This is a genomic window from Nosocomiicoccus sp. HMSC067E10 (genome assembly GCF_001810835.1).
GTDB lineage: Bacteria > Bacillota > Bacilli > Staphylococcales > Salinicoccaceae > Nosocomiicoccus > Nosocomiicoccus ampullae_A.
In genome coordinates, this window is the sequence record NZ_KV802769.1 from 64445 (window position 1) to 84461 (window position 20017).

Sequence of the window (20017 nt, forward strand, 5' to 3'; positions counted from 1 at the left end):
TTGTTAAATAAATCCAGATATCTAACAAAATCACGATATTTTTGTTAAATAAAATCGTGAGAACGGGTATAACTATCTTATAAGAGTAAAAACTCAAAAAGACGCCAACTCTTACCTGATTGCACCCACGCCAAACCCCACTCACAAAAGGAGAGACAATGTTTAAAAGAATAAAAGAAGATATTGATATGGTGCTCGAACTTGATCCAGCAGCGACGAGTCGGACGATGGTTTTTCTGACGTACTCTGGAATGCACGCTGTCTGGGGTCACTTGATTGCTCATTGGTTTTATAAGCACCGGATGTTTTTAATCGCGCGTATCATTTCGCAAACGATTCGATTTTTCACAGGCATTGAGATTCACCCTGGCGCGACGATTGGTAGGAGGCTTTTCATCGACCATGGAATGGGGATTGTCATCGGTGAAACGACAACGATTGGAAACGATGTTACGTTATACCAAGGTGTCACGCTCGGTGGTACCGGTAAAGAAAAGGGTAAACGTCACCCGACTATTGAAGATAAAGTACTCGTCGCAACCGGCGCGCAGGTGCTTGGTAATATAACCATCGGCGAAGGCACGAATATTGGTGCGAACTCAGTCGTCTTAAAAAATGTGCCGTCGTACTCAACAGTCGTCGGGATTCCAGGACATATCGTTAGACGTCACGGCAAACGTGTACCAACAGACACGCTTAACCATAACAACTTACCAGATCCGATATTAAATAAAATTTTAGAATTAGAAAAAGAAATCACTCAATTTAAAGAAAAAGAGAGGAATGAGGTTAAAGATGGTTCACATATATAACACACTCACACGTCAAAAAGAAAAGTTTGTTCCAATTGAAGAAGGTAAAGTAAAAATGTACGTCTGCGGACCGACGGTGTATAACTATATCCACATCGGTAACGCACGTCCAGCAATCGTATTTGACACAGTACGTCGCTACTTAGAATACCGTGGGTACGATGTCACGTTCGTATCGAACTTCACTGACGTTGATGACAAACTCATTAATGCGTCAAAAGAAACAGGTCAAACAGTTCCAGAAATCGCAGACAAATTTATCGCAGCATACTTTGAAGATACAGGTGCATTAAACGTCAAAAAAGCAGACGTCCACCCGAGAGTTATGGATCATATGGACGACATCATCGCATTCATTGAAACGTTAATCGCTAAAGGACATGCCTACGAGCGAGACGGAGACGTATACTTTAAAACACGTTCATACGACGGTTACGGGCAGTTATCTAAACAGTCAATCGACGATTTAAAAGTCGGTGCGCGTATCCAGCAAGGTGAAAGTAAAGACGATCCACTTGATTTCGCGTTATGGAAACACGAAAAAGAAGATGAAATTAGCTGGGATAGTCCGTGGGGTAAAGGACGTCCAGGTTGGCATATCGAATGCTCGGTAATGGCGACAAAACATTTAGGCAAGACGATGGATATTCATGCGGGTGGACAAGACTTAACGTTCCCGCACCACGAAAACGAAATCGCTCAATCTGAATCTTGCACAGACGAAACGTTCGCAAATTACTGGATGCATAACGGCTACATCAATATCGACAACGAAAAGATGTCAAAATCACTCGGGAACTTTATCACTGTGCACGATATTTTAAAAGAACTCGATCCGAACATTTTACGATTTTTTATGCTAAGCGTGCATTACCGAGGGCCAATCAACTTTAACCGTGAACTTGTCGACTCAGCAGCTGCTGGCTTAGACAGAATTTTAACAGCATACAATACTGCAGTAGAACGTAGAGAACACGCAATTAGTACAGAATTAGACGATAAAGAACTAGACTTCGTCAAAGAAAATATAAATACGTTTGAAGAAGCGATGGACGACGACTTCAACACAGCAAACGCAATTACAGCGTGGCACGAACTTGCGACGCGCCTAAATAAATATATGCGCCGTGACGCAACGAACAAAGACGTCCTTGACGCATATATCAACGCATACGACGCTTATAGTAACGTTCTTGGTATTACACTTGAACAAGAAGAATTACTATTAGACGAACGAATCGAAGCATTAATCGAAGAACGTGAAGCAGCACGTAAAGAGAAAGATTTTGCCCGTGCAGATGAAATTCGTGACACACTTCATGAAAAAGGCATTATTTTAGAAGATACAAAAGACGGAGTGAAATTCCGCCGTGGATAATTTATATGAAATTCACGACTTAACAAAAGCATACGTCGGTGACGCAGTTTACAGTATGTATGTCCGTAAACATATTGTGAAATCGTCACCTCGTATTCGAGCAAATGACGCGCATCAACTCGGCACGACGTTTGAAAAGGCGACGAGTCAGTCAAAAGCGTTACAGGCACTCGAAGATATATTAACGGATGAAGAAAAAGAAATCGTCAGACGTGCAAAAAATAAAAAGAGTAATACGAAAGCAAAGAGCGCAACGAGCAAAGAGTATCAAGAAGCAACAGGGTTAGAAGCCCTCGTTGGAGTTTTATATTTAAACGAAAAGTACGATAGGCTCGATGCGCTTTTTGAAATTATAGTGCGAGGTGAGTATTTATGAGTGAATCCGTTCTTGCAGGACGTCATGCAGTTAAAGAGGCGTTACAAGGTAATCGTGATTTAAACAAGATTTTAATTCAAGATAGTATTGAAAAGCATCAAATTAACGATATTTTAAAGCTTGCAAAGAAAAACAAAGTCGTCGTTCAAACAGTTCCTAAAAGTAAATTAGAATCGTTTACGAATGAACGCCATCAAGGTATTATCGCGTTTATCAGTGCATATAAATATATGCCGTTAGACACTCTCATTCAAAACGTCGAAGGAAAGAAAGCCAATCTACTCTTACTCGACGGCTTAGAAGATCCACATAATTTAGGAAGTATATTACGTACAGCGGACGCTACAGGATTTGATGCGGTAATTATTCCGAATAGACGTAGTGTACAAATTACAGATACAGTCGCACGCGTGTCAGTTGGTGCGGTCGAACACGTCCCAGTCGTACGCGTAACAAACGTCAACCAAGCGATCGACAAACTAAAAGACGCAGGTTTTTGGACGGTCGGTACAACGATGGATGCGCCGATGGACTATAGAGAATACCCGGCAGACATTAATACGGTACTTATTATCGGAAATGAAGGGGACGGTATTAGTAAAAAGACGTTAGAAAAATGTGATTTTACTGTGACGATTCCAATGGTCGGTAAAATATCAAGCTTAAACGCTTCGGTATCCGCAGGAATTTTAATGTACGAAGTGTACCGTAAACAATACCCGTTAAAAGAGTAGCGTCATGAAAAGAAGACAAAAGATTATGTTAGTCGACGGGTACAATTTGATTGGAGCAAACAAACGACTGACCGAAGAGGGCCGATTAAGTTTAGAATACGCACGCGAAGAATTACTCACGATATTAAGTGAATATCAAGCCGTATCCAAGTACGACGTCATTTGTGTATTCGATGCGTACGAGGTGAAATCAAAAGAGACGGTGTACGACTATCACGGTGTCCAAGTCGTTTTTACGAAAGAAAAAGAAACCGCCGATGAATATATCGAACGTTTCGTTTATAAGTATTTCCATCCACACTTAACGGAAATTACGGTCGTAACGAGTGATTTACCAGAGCAAAACGCGATATTTTCTTACGGAGCGTACAGAATTCCATCGAGAGAAATGTGGGAAGACTTAAAACATGCAGAAAAAAATATTAGTGTCGAAATTGAAGCAATAAATCAAAAAGTGCCTAAGACAAAATTAAATATTAGTGACGATATTTTAGCAGAACTTGAAAAACTGCGACGTGGCAAGCGTTAGGGCGACTTGTGAGTAGCGACTTTCGTATGTATGATATATACAAAAACGGGAGGTATTCATGTACAACATTCGTTCGTTTTTGATACTTATTTACGAAGATTCGAAACTCAATGAATATGTCGAACATGTAAAAAATGGGAAGCTCGATTACTTTGACAAGATCGACGAGGCTATTCGTTTAAAAGTACGTAAAATGACATATAAACATACGCGAGACCCTTATGAAAGAGAAGACTTAGAACAGATGATTATGGAGTATTTACTCCACGCGTGCTTTAGATACGACAAAAGACTTGGAGACTTTCATAATTACGCAATAAGATCTGCATATTTAGAACTAAAAAAGCGTAGTGTGTATTTTTATCGATTAAATAGTAAAGAAACGACAAGCAACGAGCTGTCAAACTACGTGTGTGACAAAGTAGAAACATACGACCGTATCGATCAAATCATAAACCGAGATCAGTACTCTTATATGCTCCAAGATAAAAAGACGTTTTCAGAATACGAGCGTGCTGTGTTAAAATATTTAGGAGAGCATTATACATTTGATGAAATTAGCGAAAAGTTAAAAACGAATCGTAAATCGATTCAAAATACATTGTACCGTGTCCTTCGTAAAAAAGAGAAACAGCACGGCGTTTATTGACAAACGTAGACTTTAATCGGTATAGTATATAAGAATTGAAATGAGGTAATGAGATGAAAGTTGCATTACTATGTAGCGAGTGTGGCAGTCGTAATTATCACGTTAAACAAGCTGCCGATAAGGATGGAACAAGACTCACGATGAAAAAGTTCTGTAAACAATGCAACCGACATACGATTCATAAAAGTTCCATATAAGATGAGGAGGCGTCGCATGAATAACGATAGAAATTTCCTTGCAAACGTCGTCAGTGAAATGAAAAAAGTAAGTTGGCCAACTGGTAAAGAAGTAGTGAATTATACGTCAATCGTTGTTTTCACTGTTATCTTCTTCTTATTCTTTTTCTACGCGATTGATATAGGTATTACGTATTTAATTGATGCAATGTAATGAGGGAGGATATTATGTCCGAAGAAAAACAATGGTATGCCATTCATACTTACTCAGGCTATGAAAACAAAGTACATCAAAACTTACTTGCACGTTTAGAGTCGATGAACATGCAAGACCAAATTTTCCGTGTCGTTGTACCAGAAGAAGAGGAAACGACTATTAAAGATGGTAAAAAGAAAACACAAATGAAAAAGACATTCCCAGGTTACGTCTTAGTTGAGATGATCATGACAGATGAGTCTTGGTACGTCGTACGTAACACACCTGGAGTAACTGGATTTGTCGGTTCTCAAGGTGCTGGAATTAAACCGAACCCATTATTAAAAGAAGAAGCACGCTTCATCTTAAGACAAATGGGTATGTCAGAGCGCATCGTAGATTTCGACGTAGAAATCGGAGAATCAGTTAAAATTATTGACGGTCCGTTTAATAATCAATTCGGTACGATCGAGGAAATCGACGAGCAACACTTTAAACTGACTGTATTAGTTGAATTATTTGGACGTGAAACGCCAGTTGAAGTCGAATACGACCAAATCGAAAAAATCGACTAAATAAAGATTGAAAATACAAGTGAAGTATGTTAATATGAGATGGTTGCAAAAATGCGACCATCTTTTTTATGTAAAAAGATATGAGTGGGAGGATGAAATCTTAGCATCCTGTGACCACATCACGAGAATGAGGAGGTTGACATCGTGGCTAAAAAAGTTATCAACGTTGTTAAATTACAAATCCCTGCAGGTAAAGCAACTCCTGCACCACCAGTTGGACCAGCATTAGGTCAAGCAGGTATTAACATTATGGGATTCACAAAAGAGTTTAACGCACAAACTCAAGACCAAGCAGGTCTTTTAATTCCAGTGGAGATTTCAGTATATGAAGACCGTTCATTTACTTTCATTACAAAAACTCCACCAGCAGCAGTTCTTCTTAAAAAAGCAGCTAAAGTTGAAAAAGGTTCTGGTGAACCTAACAAAAACAAAGTTGCTGAAGTAACTGAAGCACAAGTTCGCGAAATCGCTGAACTTAAAATGGAAGACTTAAACGCAGCAGACGTTGAAGCAGCAATGCGCATGGTAGAAGGTACTGCACGCAGCATGGGCTTCACTGTTAAAAAGTAATAATTATTTATAAGAAAAAGTATTGGTACATGTGGGAGGTTCACCCGCTATAACCACAAGGAGGAATATAAATGGCTAAGAGAAGTAAAAAGTATCTTGAAGCTTCAAAGAAAGTAGACTCTGAAGCAGTATACTCAATCGAAGATGCTATTAAGCTTGCACAAGAAACAAGCACAACAAACTTTGATGCGTCAGTAGACGTAGCTTTCCGCCTAGGTATTGATACACGTAAAAACGACCAACAAATCCGTGGTGCGATCGTATTACCAAACGGAACTGGTAAATCACAACGTGTATTAGTGTTCGCAAAAGGTGAAAAAGCGAAAGAGGCAGAAGCAGCTGGAGCTGACTACGTAGGAGAAGCAGATCTTGCTGAAAAAATCAACGGTGGTTGGTTTGACTTTGACGTAATCGTTGCAACACCAGACATGATGGGGGAAGTTGGTAAACTTGGTCGTGTATTAGGACCTAAAGGTTTAATGCCAAACCCTAAAACTGGTACAGTAACGATGGACGTTACAAAAGCAGTTGAAGAAATCAAAGCTGGTAAAGTAGAATACCGTGCTGAAAAATCTGGTATCGTTCACTCTACAATTGGTAAAGTGTCATTCGGTACTGATAAATTAGTTGAAAACTTCAACGCTTTACACGAAGCTTTAGTAAAAGCTAAACCAGCAACTGCAAAAGGTGTTTACTTCCGTTCAGTTGCAGTTTCTAGCACGATGGGTCCTGGTATCAAATTAGATCCATCACAAGTTAGAACAGACGTTTAAAAAATAAATTGACAAGAGTAAATGTACGTGGTATATTTACTCTTGTATTAAATTTAAATTTAGATGTTTTACCTAAGACAGTAGGAGTCTAAGACTTAAAACACAATCCTACCGAGGCAAACAAAAATGACTTGTATATTATTTATAAATATATGAGCACTTTTTGCCCTGGGTAAAAGGTGCTTTTTTTATTGCACCGATAATTTTCAAAACGGAGGTGTAACTATGACAAATGTTATCGAAAGAAAGAAACAACACGTTTCTGAAATCGCGGAACAATTCAAAAACTCAGTTTCAACAATCGTAGTTGATTACCAAGGTCTTTCAGTTGCTGAAGCAACAGAACTTCGTAAACAACTTAGAGAAGCTGGTGTTGAGTTCCACGTTTACAAAAACACGATGGTACGTCGTGCGTTACAAGAAGCTGGAATCGAAGGATTAGAAGAACACTTAACTGGTCCAAACGCGATTGCGTTCTCAAACGAAGACGTAATTGCTCCAGCAAAAGTACTTCACAGCTTCTCAAAAGAGCATGAAGCACTTGAAATTAAAGCGGGTGTCATCGAAGGTGAAATTGCAGACGTAGAAAGCGTTAAAGCAATCGCAACTTTACCATCAAAAGACGGACTTGTATCTATGTTACTTTCTGTTCTTCAAGCGCCAATGCGCAACTTCGCTTATGCGGTTAAAGCAGTGGGAGAGCAAAAAGAAGAAGGTACAGACGCAGTAGAAGAAACTGAAGAAGCATAATTAAAAATTAAAAAAGTTAAAAATTGGAGGATTTAATAATGGCTAATAAAGATCAAATCATTGAAGCAATTAAAGAAATGTCAGTATTAGAATTAAACGAATTAGTTGAAGCTATTGAAGAAGAGTTTGGTGTAACAGCAGCAGCTCCAGTAGCAGTAGCAGGTGGCGCAGCTGAAGGTGGCGCTGAAGAAAAATCTGAGTTCGACGTTGAACTTACAGATGCAGGTTCATCTAAAATCAAAGTTATCAAAGCAGTTCGTGAAGCAACTGGTCTTGGACTTAAAGATGCAAAAGAGCTTGTTGACAACGCTCCTAAAGTTATCAAAGAAGCATTACCTAAAGAAGAAGCAGAAGCACTTAAAGCACAACTTGAAGAAGTTGGAGCTAGCGTAGAGCTTAAATAATTAAAATATGATATTTTAGACTTATAAACATTATGTTTATAAGTCTTTTTTTCTACATAAAAGGAGGGTGTTTATGTCACATTACTATACGACAGATGATACACCGCATGATTTTAAAGAAATTAAATATAATATAAAAGGTAAAACATATACGTTCACAACAGATCGTGGTGTGTTTTCAAAAGATCGTGTTGATTTTGGTACAGACGTATTATTAAATGCAGTGTTAGAAGATTATGATGGTCCGGGGTACTTTATCGATATGGGGGCTGGGTACGGACCAGTGAGTATCGTACTTGCCGACCATTATGGTGGAGACGGTGTTGCGGTCGAAGTAAATGAAGATGCAATCAGTGTTTTAGATACGAACATGCATAACAATAACGTAAGTTTTGATATCGTTAAGAGAGAAACATATGATGATATGGAGTTAAAAGCTGATCTATACGTAACGAATCCGCCGTTTAGAGCCGGAAAAGATACAGTGCTTGAAATTATTAATGATAGTTATGAACGATTAGTCGATCACGGTGCGTTTTATATGGTCGTTCAAAAGAAGCAAGGTATGCCGTCGTATTTAAAACATTTAGAAACGTTATATGGAAATGTAGAAAAACTCAAAAAGAGTAAAGGTTACTACATCTTAAAGAGTATTAAACACGTTAGTTAGAATTATTGTTTAATATTAAAGAAAATAGGTGTACAATAAAAAATATAGAAAAGAGAAGTCAGTGAGGAGGCCGAACTATGGCATATGTAATTTTACAACCGTGTGCAGCAGAAAAGTCTGGTGATTGCGTAGACGTGTGTCCTGTCGATTGTATCGAGGAAGGCGAAGATCAGTTCTACATCGATCCGGATATTTGTATCGACTGTGGTGCGTGCGTAGCAGTTTGTCCAGTAGATGCGATTGTCGAAGAATCAGAAATGCTACCAGAAGAAGAAATTTACCTCAAAAAAGCAGAAGAGTTTTATGCGAATAGATAAGTACATATACTCCATTAACATTTTGTTAGTGGAGTATTTTTGTTATTCAAAGCTATGTGAAATCAGTCAGATTTACAAGAGATAATAATTTGACTTGACAAATTAGCTGTGATATAGTTGTTAAATGAATATTATTATCAAGAAGTATGTATATTTTTCGAAAGCACGTATTGGTAGAAGCTTTTGAATAAGTCAATGTTTATAGGAAATGGAGTTGTTTAATTCCGTTTTCTTTTTTGTCTTATGAGGTCTATCTGTTGATAATAGTGGGAAATATTTTTAGGGGTGAATCTGTCGATGAGTCAAGTGATTCAGTATGGAAAACATGCAAAACGTAGAAGCTATTCACGTATCGAAGAGAAGTTGGAGTTACCGAACTTAATTGAAATTCAAACGAATTCTTATGAATGGTTTCTGAAATCTGGCTTAATCGAAATGTTTAAGGATATCTCACCTGTTGAGGATTTCACAGGAAACATTTCGCTTGAGTTTGTCGACTATAAACTCGGAGAGCCTAAATACAACGTCGATGAGGCTAAAAACCACGACGCTACGTATTCGGCGCCTTTAAGAGTTAAAGTTAGACTCATTATTAAAGAAACTGGTGAAGTAAAAGAACAAGAAGTGTTTATGGGAGATTTCCCTCTCATGACAGATACAGGTACATTCATTATTAACGGTGCAGAACGTGTTATCGTTTCTCAGTTAGTCCGTAGTCCTTCTGTGTATTACTCGGATAAGCTCGATAAAAACGGTAGAACGAGCTACACAGCGACAGTTATTCCTAACCGTGGTGCATGGTTAGAGTATGAAATGGACGCAAGAGATACGGTTTACGTAAAAATTGACCGTACGCGTAAAATGCCAATTACGGTATTACTACGTGCGCTAGGTTTCGCTACAGATCAACAAATCGTTGACTTATTAGGGGACAGCGAATATTTAAGAAACACATTAGACAAAGACACAACAGAAACAGTCGATCAAGCATTACTTGAAATATATGAAAGATTACGTCCAGGCGAACCGCCAACAGTTGAAAACGCAAGAAACTTACTATATACACGTTTCTTTGATCCAAAGCGTTATGACTTAGCGGCAGTTGGTCGTTATAAGATGAACAAAAAACTTCACTTACAAAACCGTCTATTCAACCAAGTCGTTGCAGAGCCACTTGTAGATACGGAAACTGGTGAAGTAATCGTTGAAGCAGGAACGACAATTGACCGTCGTACGCTCGACAACATTATGGAACAACTTGAAACGACAGTGAACTTAAAAACGTTTGAATTCGAAAACGGCATTTTAGAAGAGCCAGTAGAAATTCAATCGATTAAAGTTAAATCTAACGTCGATGGTGATGAAGATACAACGACAAACATCATCGGTAACGCGTTCCCTGACAAAGAAGTGAAATCTATCACTCCGTCAGACATTATCGCGTCAATCAGTTATTACTTTAACTTATTAAATGGCGTTGGACATACAGACGACATCGACCATTTAGGTAACCGTCGTTTACGTAGTGTCGGTGAGTTATTACAAAACCAATTCCGTATTGGTGTTGCGCGTATGGAACGTGTGATTCGTGAAAGAATGTCAATTCAAGATAAAAACACAGTTACACCGCAACAACTTATTAACATTCGTCCGGTAATTGCATCGATTAAAGAGTTCTTTGGTAGCTCTCAATTATCTCAGTTCATGGACCAAACGAACCCACTTGCTGAGTTAACGCATAAGAGACGTTTATCAGCACTTGGACCAGGTGGTTTAACGAGAGAACGTGCAGGAATGGAAGTACGTGACGTACACTATTCTCACTACGGACGTATGTGTCCAATTGAAACACCAGAGGGACCAAACATCGGTCTAATCAACTCGTTATCAAGTTTTGCACGCGTCAACGAGTTCGGATTTATCGAAACGCCGTATCGTCGTGTAGATCCTGAAACGAATGCGGTCACTAACAGAATCGACTACTTAACTGCAGACGAAGAAGAGCAGTTTGTCGTCGCACAAGCGAACGCAGAGTTAAACGAAGACGGTACGTTTAAAAATGAAGAAGTCATCTGTCGTTTCCGTGGAAACAACACAGCAATGCATAGGGATAAAATGGACTACATGGACGTATCACCAAAACAAGTTGTATCAGCAGCAACAGCATGTATTCCGTTCTTAGAAAACGACGACGCGAACCGTGCATTAATGGGTGCGAACATGCAACGTCAAGCAGTGCCGTTACTTATTCCGGATTCACCGTACGTCGGTACTGGTATGGAACACGTCACAGCAAAAGACTCAGGTGCAGCAGTTGTTTCACGTTATAAAGGTGTTGTAGAACACGTAGAAGCGCGTGAAATTCACGTGCGTCGTTACGTCGATAAAAATGGCGACGGAAACTATACGAAAACTGAAGAAATCGATAAATATAAACTTGTGAAATTTGAACGTTCAAACGCAGGTACTTGTTATACTCAGCGTCCAATCGTATCACTTGGCGATGAAGTTGAAAAAGGAGAAATTTTAGCGGATGGTCCTTCTATGGACAACGGTGAAATGGCACTTGGACAAAACGTCGTCGTCGGATTTATGATGTGGGACGGTTATAACTATGAGGACGCAGTTATCATGTCTGAGCGTTTAGTAAAAGACGACGTCTATACGTCGATTCACATTGAAGAGTATGAATCAGAATCAAGAGATACAAAACTTGGTCCTGAAGAAATCACAAGAGATATTCCAAACGTTTCTGAATCTGCAATGAAAAAGTTAGACGAGCGTGGTATCGTGTACGTCGGTGCAGAAGTTAAGGACGGAGATATTTTAGTTGGTAAAGTAACACCTAAAGGTGTCACAGAACAAACGCCAGAAGATCGTTTATTACACGCAATCTTCGGTGAAAAAGCACGTGAAGTTAGAGATACGTCACTTCGTGTACCACACGGTGCAGGCGGTATCGTCTTAGACGTTAAAGTATTTAACCGTGAAGATGGTCACGAATTATCACCAGGAGTGAACCAGCTCGTGCGCGTATATATCGTTCAAAAGAGAAAAATCTCAGTCGGAGATAAAATGGCAGGACGTCACGGTAACAAAGGGGTTATCTCGACAATTCTTCCAGAAGAAGATATGCCATTCTTACCAGACGGCACACCGATCGATATTATGTTAAACCCACTCGGGGTACCTTCACGTATGAACATCGGACAGGTGTTAGAGCTTCATTTAGGTATGGCGGCGCGTGAAATGGGACTTAAGATGGCAACGCCAGTATTTGACGGTGCGAACGAAGAAGACGTTTGGAGCACGATGGAAGAAGCAGGGCTCGCAAGAGACGGTAAAACAGTACTATACGACGGACGTACAGGTGAACCATTTGAAAACCGTGTATCTGTCGGTGTTATGTACATGCTGAAATTATCACACATGGTTGATGATAAACTTCACGCAAGAAGTACTGGACCATACTCACTCGTTACACAGCAACCACTTGGTGGTAAAGCGCAGTTTGGTGGACAAAGATTTGGTGAGATGGAAGTATGGGCGCTTGAAGCATACGGTGCAGCATACACGTTACAAGAAATTCTAACGGTGAAATCAGACGACACAATCGGTCGTGTGAACACGTATGAAGCAATTGTAAAAGGTGAAAACTTACCGAACCCAAGTATTCCAGAATCATTCCGAGTACTCATGAAAGAGTTACAATCACTCGGTCTTGAAGTGTCGATTATGGATGATGAAGACAACGAAGTGAACATGAACACAGTCGTTGAAGAAGACGTCCAAAGAGAATCAGAACGTGATAATGACAAAGACGAAGTTGTATCGAAATAAAAGTTGAGCTTACAGCAGACTTTTAGGGAGGAACGCTCAATGATAGATGTAAATAGATTTCAATATATGAAAATTGGGCTGGCGTCACCTGAAAAAATTCGCTCATGGTCGAGCGGTGAGGTTAAGAAGCCAGAAACAATTAACTATAGAACTTTAAAACCAGAAAAAGATGGACTGTTCTGTGAGAAGATTTTCGGTCCAACAAAAGACTGGGAATGTGCGTGTGGTAAATATAAACGTATTCGCCATAAAGGACATGTTTGTGAAAACTGTGGTGTAGAAGTCACACGTGCGAAAGTACGCCGTGAGAGAATGGGGCACATTGAACTTGCTGCCCCTGTCTCACACATTTGGTACTTTAAAGGAATCCCTTCACGTATGGGATTACTTTTAGATATGTCACCACGTTCATTAGAAGAAGTAATTTACTTTGCGTCATACGTCGTCATCGAACCGGGTCCAACAGGGCTTGAAAAGCGTGACTTATTAAGTGAACGTGAATATCGTGATTACTACATGGAATACGGTGACAGATTTAACGCTAAAATGGGTGCAGAAGCAATTAAAGAATTGCTTGAAAACATCGATTTAGATAAAGAACTCGATCAATTAAAAGAAGAGTTAGAAACAGCGACAGGTCAACGTTTAACACGTGCAATTCGCCGTCTAGAAGTCGTTGAAGCATTTAGAAATTCAGGAAACAAACCTGAGTGGATGGTATTAGACGCTCTACCAGTCATTCCACCGGACATTCGTCCAATGGTGCAGTTAGACGGTGGACGATTTGCAACGAGTGACTTAAACGATTTATATCGACGCGTGATTAACCGTAACAACCGCTTAAAACGTTTATTAGATCTCGGTGCACCTGGGATCATCGTACAAAACGAAAAACGTATGTTACAAGAAGCGGTCGATGCTTTAATCGATAACGGTCGTCGTGGGCGTCCAGTTACTGGTCCAGGAAACCGTCCTTTAAAATCACTTTCACACATGTTAAAAGGTAAGCAAGGACGTTTCCGTCAAAACTTACTCGGTAAACGTGTAGACTACTCAGGTCGTTCAGTAATCGTCGTTGGTCCAAACTTAAAAATGTACCAATGTGGATTACCACGTGAAATGGCATTAGAGCTATTTAAACCATTCGTTATGAGAGAACTTGTGAAAAGAGATCTCGCTACGAACATTAAAAACGCGAAAAATAAAATCGAACGTTTAGATGAGGCGATTTGGGATGTATTAGAAGACGTTATCCGTGAACATCCAGTGTTACTAAACCGTGCACCAACGCTTCACAGACTCGGTATCCAAGCCTTTGAAGCTGTACTCGTTGAGGGGCGTGCAATTAAATTACACCCACTCGTAACGACAGCATATAACGCGGACTTTGACGGTGACCAAATGGCGGTACACGTACCACTTTCAAAAGAAGCACAAGCAGAAGCACGTATGTTAATGCTTGCAGCATCAAACATTCTAAATCCAAAAGATGGTAAACCAGTCGTAACACCGTCACAAGACATGGTACTTGGTAACTACTACTTAACGTTAGAAAAGCCAGGCGCAAAACGTGAAGGACGTATTTTCAAAGACTTTGAAGAAGTCATCATGGCATACCGCTCTGGATATGCATCACTGCATACGAGAATAGGTGTGCATACGAGCTCAATTTCTGAAGAAAAAATCGCTGAAGAAAACCGCGGTAAAATCTTAATGACAACAGTTGGTAAAGTAATCTTTAACGAGATTATGCCACCGTCATTCCCTTACTTAAACGAACCAACGCGTGAAAACTTAGAGCGTAAAACGCCAGACCGTTTCTTCATCAAAGCAGAAGACCTAGGTGAAGCAGGATTAGTCGGTAAGTTTAAAGAGCAAGAACCTGTAAAATCATTCGATAAGAAATTCTTAGGTCAAATCATCGCTGAAGTATTCAACAAGTTCCATATTACTGAAACGTCAGTCATGTTAGACCGAATGAAAGATTTAGGTTTCAAATACTCAACGCGTGCAGGTATTACAGTTGGGGTATCAGACATCGTCGTCTTACCGAACAAACAAAAACTGATTGAAGATACAGAAGAAAAAGTTGAAACAGTTCAAAGACAATATGACCGTGGTTTAATTACAGAAGAAGAACGTTACAATACAGTTATTAAACTATGGACAGATATTAAAGACGAAATCCAAGATAAACTTATGGATTCGTTAGATAAATTCAACCCGATTTACATGATGGCAGATTCAGGTGCCCGTGGTAACGCATCTAACTTTACTCAGCTTGCAGGTATGCGTGGACTCATGGCGAACCCGTCAGGTCAAATCATCGAGTTACCGATCAAGTCGAGCTTCCGTGAAGGGTTAACAGTACTCGAGTACTTCATCTCAACACACGGTGCGCGTAAAGGATTAGCCGATACAGCACTTAAGACTGCAGACTCAGGTTACTTAACGAGAAGACTTGTAGACGTTGCTCAAGACGTGATCGTCCGCGAGCAAGATTGTGGTACAGACAAAGGTCTTAAAGTATCAGAAATCCGTGAAGGCGGAGAAGTAATCGAGCCGTTATTTGACCGTCTAGAAGGGCGTTATGCAAAAGAAACGGTTAGACACCCGAATACGAACGAAGTCATCGTCGGTTCAAATGAACTGATCACGACAGATATCGCAAAAGAAATTGTTAACGCAGGAATTGAATCAGTAGTCATTCGTTCAGCATTCACATGTAACACACGTTACGGTGTATGTGAGAAATGTTACGGTAAAAACCTTGCGACTGGTGAAAAAGTTGAAGTTGGTGAAGCGATTGGTACAATCGCGGCACAATCAATCGGTGAGCCAGGTACACAGTTAACTATGCGTACATTCCACACAGGTGGGGTTGCAGGATCAGACATTACGATGGGTCTTCCACGTATCCAAGAATTATTCGAAGCGCGTAACCCGAAAGGGGAAGCGGTCATTTCAGAAATTGAAGGAACAATTGCTTCGATCGAAATGATTAAAGACCGTCAACAAGAAATCAAAGTTAAAGGTGACGAAGAAACACGTACGTACACAGCACCAGCAAATGCGAGAATTATCGTAGAAGAAGGAGACAAAGTATCTCCAGGTGAAATGTTAACAGACGGTTCAATCGAGCCTAAGAACTTACTAAAAGTTGCAGGATTAAACAAAACGCAAGAATATCTATTAAAAGAAGTACAAAAAGTATACCGTTCACAAGGGGTAGAAATCGACGACAAACACGTCGAAGTAATGGTTCGTCAAATGTTACGTAAAGTACGTATCATCGACGCAGGAGAAACATCACTTATCCCAGGTGCGTTAGTAGATATCCACACGTTCCAAGAAGCAAACAAAGTCGTATTCAAAGAAAGAAAACGACCAGCGACAGCAAAACCTGTATTACTAGGAATTACAAAAGCATCACTTGAAACAGAAAGTTTCTTATCCGCAGCGTCATTCCAAGAAACGACACGCGTCTTAACAGATGCGGCAATCAAAGGAAAACGCGATGACTTACTCGGACTGAAAGAAAACGTCATAATCGGTAAACTGATCCCAGCAGGAACAGGAATGAACCGATACCGCGACATTGACATCGATGTCGAAGGACAAGACGAACGTTTACAATTAGAAAGAGAAGAAAGAGAAGCGGAACTAGTTGAAGAAAATTAAAAAATAAAACGATAATCCCCATTCAAGTAAGTAGTATGTACTAATACTGGAATGGGGATTTTAATATTTAAAGAATGTTTTATTAACTATATTTAATTGTTTAAAAATCAACACTTATTGATTTATAACTTAAATATTCAACCAATTTGTTTATATTAGAGATATCTTCTATAGTAGGTACATTATTAATTAGTACAATTTGTTTTCCGTCAATAGCATCTATGGGGAAATTTGTAACAATTATATCTGAAGATAGACTTTCCAGATTATTGATATCAAACGAATTAAATGGATATCTATATATATTCGCTTGTTCTATTAGATTTTTTTCTAATATTTCAACAAGCCATTGGTCGTGATTATACTCAGTGTCGGAAATGACAGTTACTTTTACAATTTCTCTTTTGGCATAAAGATCCTTAAAAAGATATTTCCAATTAATAATGAATGAATATATCATATGGAGAGCTAGTCCAGAATCATTTCTTTTAAAAGTATCTATGATAAGCGTTTCAAACTCTGATTCTAAATATTGGTATATTTGAGGGAACTCTGCTTTAAAAAGTGTTAGTGTACTATGATATTTGTTGTATAAAATATGTTCGCTATAATTTTTGACATTACTAAATATTAAAGAATTATACAGCTTTAAGATAATATGTTCATAATCGTGAATTGTTAAGTCGAATTCATTAGAGAACCTATTAACTAAACGAACTATATTTGAATAATTATATTCTACATCGTCTTTTATAAGACGTTGGTTTTTAAGTTCTGAGTATGAAGAATAATATGGATTAACTAAATAAGGAGTAAGTATATCTAATAATTCATCAACATTCAAAAATAACTCAGATTCATTTGTGATAGATTTTAAATGATGTGTTAATTCGTCAATTTCATTTTGCGGAATACAATAAAATTTCTTAATATCATTACTAATAAAAAACCCTTGTTTAACTCGAGTGTAATTTATTGCAAAGAGTATAGTTAAAAACTGTTCTCTAGATAAATCAACATCTAAATTAAAAAGTGAAGATGCTGTTTTAATAAATAACTTTAGAGTATTTTTAGGAATTTTTATAAAGCTCCAGGTCTCATTAAGATCTTGTTCACTAAAAAAAACAATAAAAAACCGTCTAATATCTATTTCTTTTCCTACAAAAGAATGAGGGCTACTAGAAATTTTTATATTGAAATCTAACAGAAGAGTGTCGTTTAAGTCTTGAATTTTCCTTTTCAATGTTGAAGTACTTACATAAAGAGCTTTTGAAAGAACTTCTGAAGTAATTTGACCATTTAAAAAAATCGTTTTAAGAATATGAGCACTCAAACTTTGCTTAAAAATATCTCTGTAAAATGTAATCATATTAGCGTGTAAATCGAATTTTATATTAATGGTATTCTGTGAGTAAATTAATTTTATATAAGGGTATTTTTCTTCAATGCTTTTAAGTGTGTTATTTGAAGTAATCAAAGAGCAATTTAGCACTTCTGAAATTTCTTGAATACTTACTGACTGTGAATCGTTTAAACAGTTCAAAAATTCAACAGCCTTTAATTCACGAAGTAATAAAGAAGACAAAGAACGTTTCATGTAAATCTCCTCTCTTATTTAATAATATTATAGTAAATTTTACTTGATTGTCATAGGAAGTACAAATAAAGTTTAGGTTAAATCATTTTTTTAATACTTTAAGAAAAAAATGACCACTAGTAAGTGTTTAATTTAATCATAAAAATGGTAATATGATTTTGAGCAAGTTACTTAAAATGAGTTAATACATCATCGTCGCTAAATCTATTAGAGAGGAGCAATTAGACTGAAGAATAAAAAATAGACTATATAAAAGCACAGTTAAACATGTCAAATGTCAAGGTGCAAAAATCAACAAAGGTACTATTAGTGGTAGAGTTACTGTAAAAAAGTCTACTCACTTAAAGATCTATATTATTCAATAGTTATATCGTAATAACTAGGAAAGAAGGGCTTTCAAAATGAAAAAATTAGATTTTCTACCAAACAAATTAAATAAGTATTCAATTCGTAAATTCACAGTAGGTACTGCGTCTATCCTTATCGGATCATTAATCTTTTTAGGTAATGATGCTTCTGCTGCTGAAGCAAATGATAATTCATCAAATGAATCACTTAATGCAAATACAGAAACTAGTGCTGATGAAGTAAATAATGATGTTTCAAGTGAAGTAAGTGATGAAAAAAATGAAATCAACAAAGACGAACAAACAGCTGAATCACTTGGTGCAAATACAGAAACTAGTGTTGATGAAGAAAATTATGATATTTCAAGTGAAGTAAGTGATGAAAAAAATGAAATCAACAAAGACGAACAAACAGCTGAATCACTTAATGCAAATACAGAAACTAGCGTTGATGAAGTAAATAATGATAGTCAAACTACTGATAATTCTTTAGAAGAAAACTCAACTGAAGAATTAGAAAAAGTCACAAATGAAGAAAACGGTTTAGAGGAAACTGAGACAGAAGACATTGAAAAACAACAAGAAACTGTAGTACAAAAAGCCAATGAACTATCTGAAAATAAAAATATCGAAACAATTTCTAATTTATCACCGACAGGTAATAATGTTTCTAATGCAGTTAACGTTAAAAACTTGTCATTAAAAAATAACGAAGATAGTAATAAGATTGATCCGAACAAGTCAGGTGGATTAAATTTGAGCTTTGATATTGATGTGACAGATAAAGGTATCCGCAAAGATGACTTTTTTGAAATCCAGCTATCAGAAAACTTGAATTTTTATGGTGATGCTCCGTCAGTTAATGTGCCGGCATTTAAAAATTCTGCAGGTGGAATTTTAGCAGAAGGTACTTATGATAAAGAAAATCATAAATTTACTTATGTATTCACTGATTTTGTAGAGAGCAGCGTTAATATTAAAGGAAGAGCGAATTATTCATTATGGGTGGATCGTAAAAATGTTCCGAGTCCAGGTAGAGAAACATTCTCTGTCGATGTTGCAGGTGATTCTACTTCAACAACTTTAGATGTTGTATTTACAAATTCACATCATAATGTAGATTCATTTTTAACAGAAGTTGATCCATATAGTACTAAATTTGAACAAACAGTGTATGTGAATCCTCACCACCAACAACTATATGGTACTAAATTAACAATTAAAGCAGATTGGTTTGGTGAAAACAGTTCTTCAGTAGCAACGATTAATTCTGAAAATACAACATTTGTAGGGTATAGAGTACCTAAAAATAGTCAACCAGGATTCCCTTCTAGTTTTGGTTTGGATAAATCCAAATATGAACAAGTTACATTAACACCGTTCTTTGGTGTAGATGATAACGGTGTTGAATATGTTACGTTTGATTTTGGAGATTATACATCAGACGGTACAGGTTTTATTGTCGTTATGGAAAGCAAAACCACTGGTAAAGATGGAAAATTAAGAGTTGGTGCAAAGATTGAATGGGGGGACGGCTATTATAATTATTGGGACAATGAAAATATTGTAAAAAAATCTGATGGAGAACTTGATGGTGAGGTTGTAGGAACGTTCCAAGAACACCATAACTATTATGATGTAGA

At 37.8% G+C, this 20017-nt stretch carries 19 protein-coding genes and 1 other annotated feature; of the genes, 18 read left to right on the plus strand and 1 reads right to left on the minus strand.

Going from position 1 to position 20017, the window contains the following annotated elements; genetic code table 11:
• Positions 1-158 precede the first annotated feature (158 nt).
• The 17 genes from cysE (at position 159) to rpoC (ending at position 16430) form a co-directional block, all read left to right on the plus strand.
• Entirely contained in the window at positions 159-812 is a 654-nt protein-coding gene (cysE, locus tag HMPREF2767_RS06135) for a serine O-acetyltransferase (protein WP_070458402.1), read from the plus strand.
• Positions 796-2190 carry a cysteine--tRNA ligase gene (cysS, locus tag HMPREF2767_RS06140; protein WP_070623135.1) on the plus strand — a complete coding sequence of 465 codons (1395 nt, stop codon included), beginning with the start codon at positions 796-798 and terminating at the stop codon, positions 2188-2190. Before cysE ends, cysS begins: the two co-directional genes overlap by 17 nt.
• Positions 2183-2566 (plus strand): Mini-ribonuclease 3, encoded by a 384-nt coding sequence (locus HMPREF2767_RS06145; protein WP_068129494.1) that lies wholly within the window; start codon positions 2183-2185, stop codon positions 2564-2566. The genes cysS and HMPREF2767_RS06145 overlap by 8 nt, the downstream gene beginning before the upstream one ends.
• Positions 2563-3300 carry a 23S rRNA (guanosine(2251)-2'-O)-methyltransferase RlmB gene (rlmB, locus tag HMPREF2767_RS06150; protein ID WP_068129496.1) on the plus strand — a complete coding sequence of 246 codons (738 nt, stop codon included), beginning with the start codon at positions 2563-2565 and terminating at the stop codon, positions 3298-3300. Before HMPREF2767_RS06145 ends, rlmB begins: the two co-directional genes overlap by 4 nt.
• 4 nt (positions 3301-3304) lie before the next feature.
• On the plus strand, positions 3305-3829 hold the full coding sequence (locus tag HMPREF2767_RS06155; RefSeq protein ID WP_068129497.1) for an NYN domain-containing protein: 525 nt from the start codon (positions 3305-3307) through the stop codon (positions 3827-3829).
• Between the two features lie 58 nt (positions 3830-3887).
• Positions 3888-4478 carry a sigma-70 RNA polymerase sigma factor region 4 domain-containing protein gene (locus tag HMPREF2767_RS06160; protein ID WP_068129498.1) on the plus strand — a complete coding sequence of 197 codons (591 nt, stop codon included), beginning with the start codon at positions 3888-3890 and terminating at the stop codon, positions 4476-4478.
• A gap of 53 nt (positions 4479-4531) precedes the next feature.
• Positions 4532-4675 (plus strand): 50S ribosomal protein L33, encoded by a 144-nt coding sequence (rpmG, locus tag HMPREF2767_RS08620; protein WP_083286916.1) that lies wholly within the window; start codon positions 4532-4534, stop codon positions 4673-4675.
• A gap of 16 nt (positions 4676-4691) precedes the next feature.
• Positions 4692-4868 carry a preprotein translocase subunit SecE gene (gene secE, locus HMPREF2767_RS06165; protein WP_040928223.1) on the plus strand — a complete coding sequence of 59 codons (177 nt, stop codon included), beginning with the start codon at positions 4692-4694 and terminating at the stop codon, positions 4866-4868.
• A 14-nt stretch (positions 4869-4882) separates the two neighbouring features.
• On the plus strand, positions 4883-5425 hold the full coding sequence (nusG, locus tag HMPREF2767_RS06170; protein WP_040928224.1) for a transcription termination/antitermination protein NusG: 543 nt from the start codon (positions 4883-4885) through the stop codon (positions 5423-5425).
• A 144-nt stretch (positions 5426-5569) separates the two neighbouring features.
• Positions 5570-5995 (plus strand): 50S ribosomal protein L11, encoded by a 426-nt coding sequence (rplK, locus tag HMPREF2767_RS06175; RefSeq protein ID WP_040928225.1) that lies wholly within the window; start codon positions 5570-5572, stop codon positions 5993-5995.
• A gap of 71 nt (positions 5996-6066) precedes the next feature.
• Positions 6067-6768, plus strand: coding sequence for a 50S ribosomal protein L1 (gene rplA, locus HMPREF2767_RS06180; protein ID WP_068129500.1), 702 nt, complete (start codon positions 6067-6069; stop codon positions 6766-6768).
• Between the two features lie 53 nt (positions 6769-6821).
• Positions 6822-6966 (plus strand) — a sequence feature (ribosomal protein L10 leader region).
• A gap of 27 nt (positions 6967-6993) precedes the next feature.
• Positions 6994-7518, plus strand: a complete 525-nt coding sequence (gene rplJ, locus HMPREF2767_RS06185; RefSeq protein ID WP_070623137.1) for a 50S ribosomal protein L10 — start codon at positions 6994-6996, stop codon at positions 7516-7518.
• Between the two features lie 38 nt (positions 7519-7556).
• Positions 7557-7922 (plus strand): 50S ribosomal protein L7/L12, encoded by a 366-nt coding sequence (rplL, locus tag HMPREF2767_RS06190; protein ID WP_040928228.1) that lies wholly within the window; start codon positions 7557-7559, stop codon positions 7920-7922.
• Positions 7923-7995: 73 nt separating this feature from the next.
• A complete protein-coding gene (locus HMPREF2767_RS06195) occupies positions 7996-8592 on the plus strand; it encodes a class I SAM-dependent methyltransferase (RefSeq protein WP_070623140.1) in 597 nt (198 codons plus the stop codon).
• Positions 8593-8669: 77 nt separating this feature from the next.
• Positions 8670-8909: an indolepyruvate ferredoxin oxidoreductase subunit alpha gene (locus tag HMPREF2767_RS06200; RefSeq protein WP_040928230.1), complete on the plus strand. Its 240-nt coding sequence runs from the start codon at positions 8670-8672 to the stop codon at positions 8907-8909.
• A 297-nt stretch (positions 8910-9206) separates the two neighbouring features.
• Complete coding sequence (rpoB, locus tag HMPREF2767_RS06205) at positions 9207-12749, plus strand: DNA-directed RNA polymerase subunit beta (RefSeq protein ID WP_070623143.1); 3543 nt, start codon at positions 9207-9209, stop codon at positions 12747-12749.
• A gap of 39 nt (positions 12750-12788) precedes the next feature.
• On the plus strand, positions 12789-16430 hold the full coding sequence (gene rpoC / locus HMPREF2767_RS06210) for a DNA-directed RNA polymerase subunit beta' (protein WP_070623146.1): 3642 nt from the start codon (positions 12789-12791) through the stop codon (positions 16428-16430).
• Positions 16431-16530: 100 nt separating this feature from the next.
• On the opposite strand, the gene HMPREF2767_RS06215 is transcribed toward rpoC, so the two are convergent.
• On the minus strand, positions 16531-18027 hold the full coding sequence (locus HMPREF2767_RS06215; protein WP_070623149.1) for an AcpB/EbpR/MafR family transcriptional regulator: 1497 nt from the start codon (positions 18025-18027) through the stop codon (positions 16531-16533).
• A 401-nt stretch (positions 18028-18428) separates the two neighbouring features.
• On the opposite strand from HMPREF2767_RS06215, the gene HMPREF2767_RS08765 reads away from it, so the two are divergent.
• The coding region (locus HMPREF2767_RS08765; RefSeq protein ID WP_168162126.1) for an Ig-like domain-containing protein at positions 18429-20017 on the plus strand (1589 nt) is incomplete at its 3' end.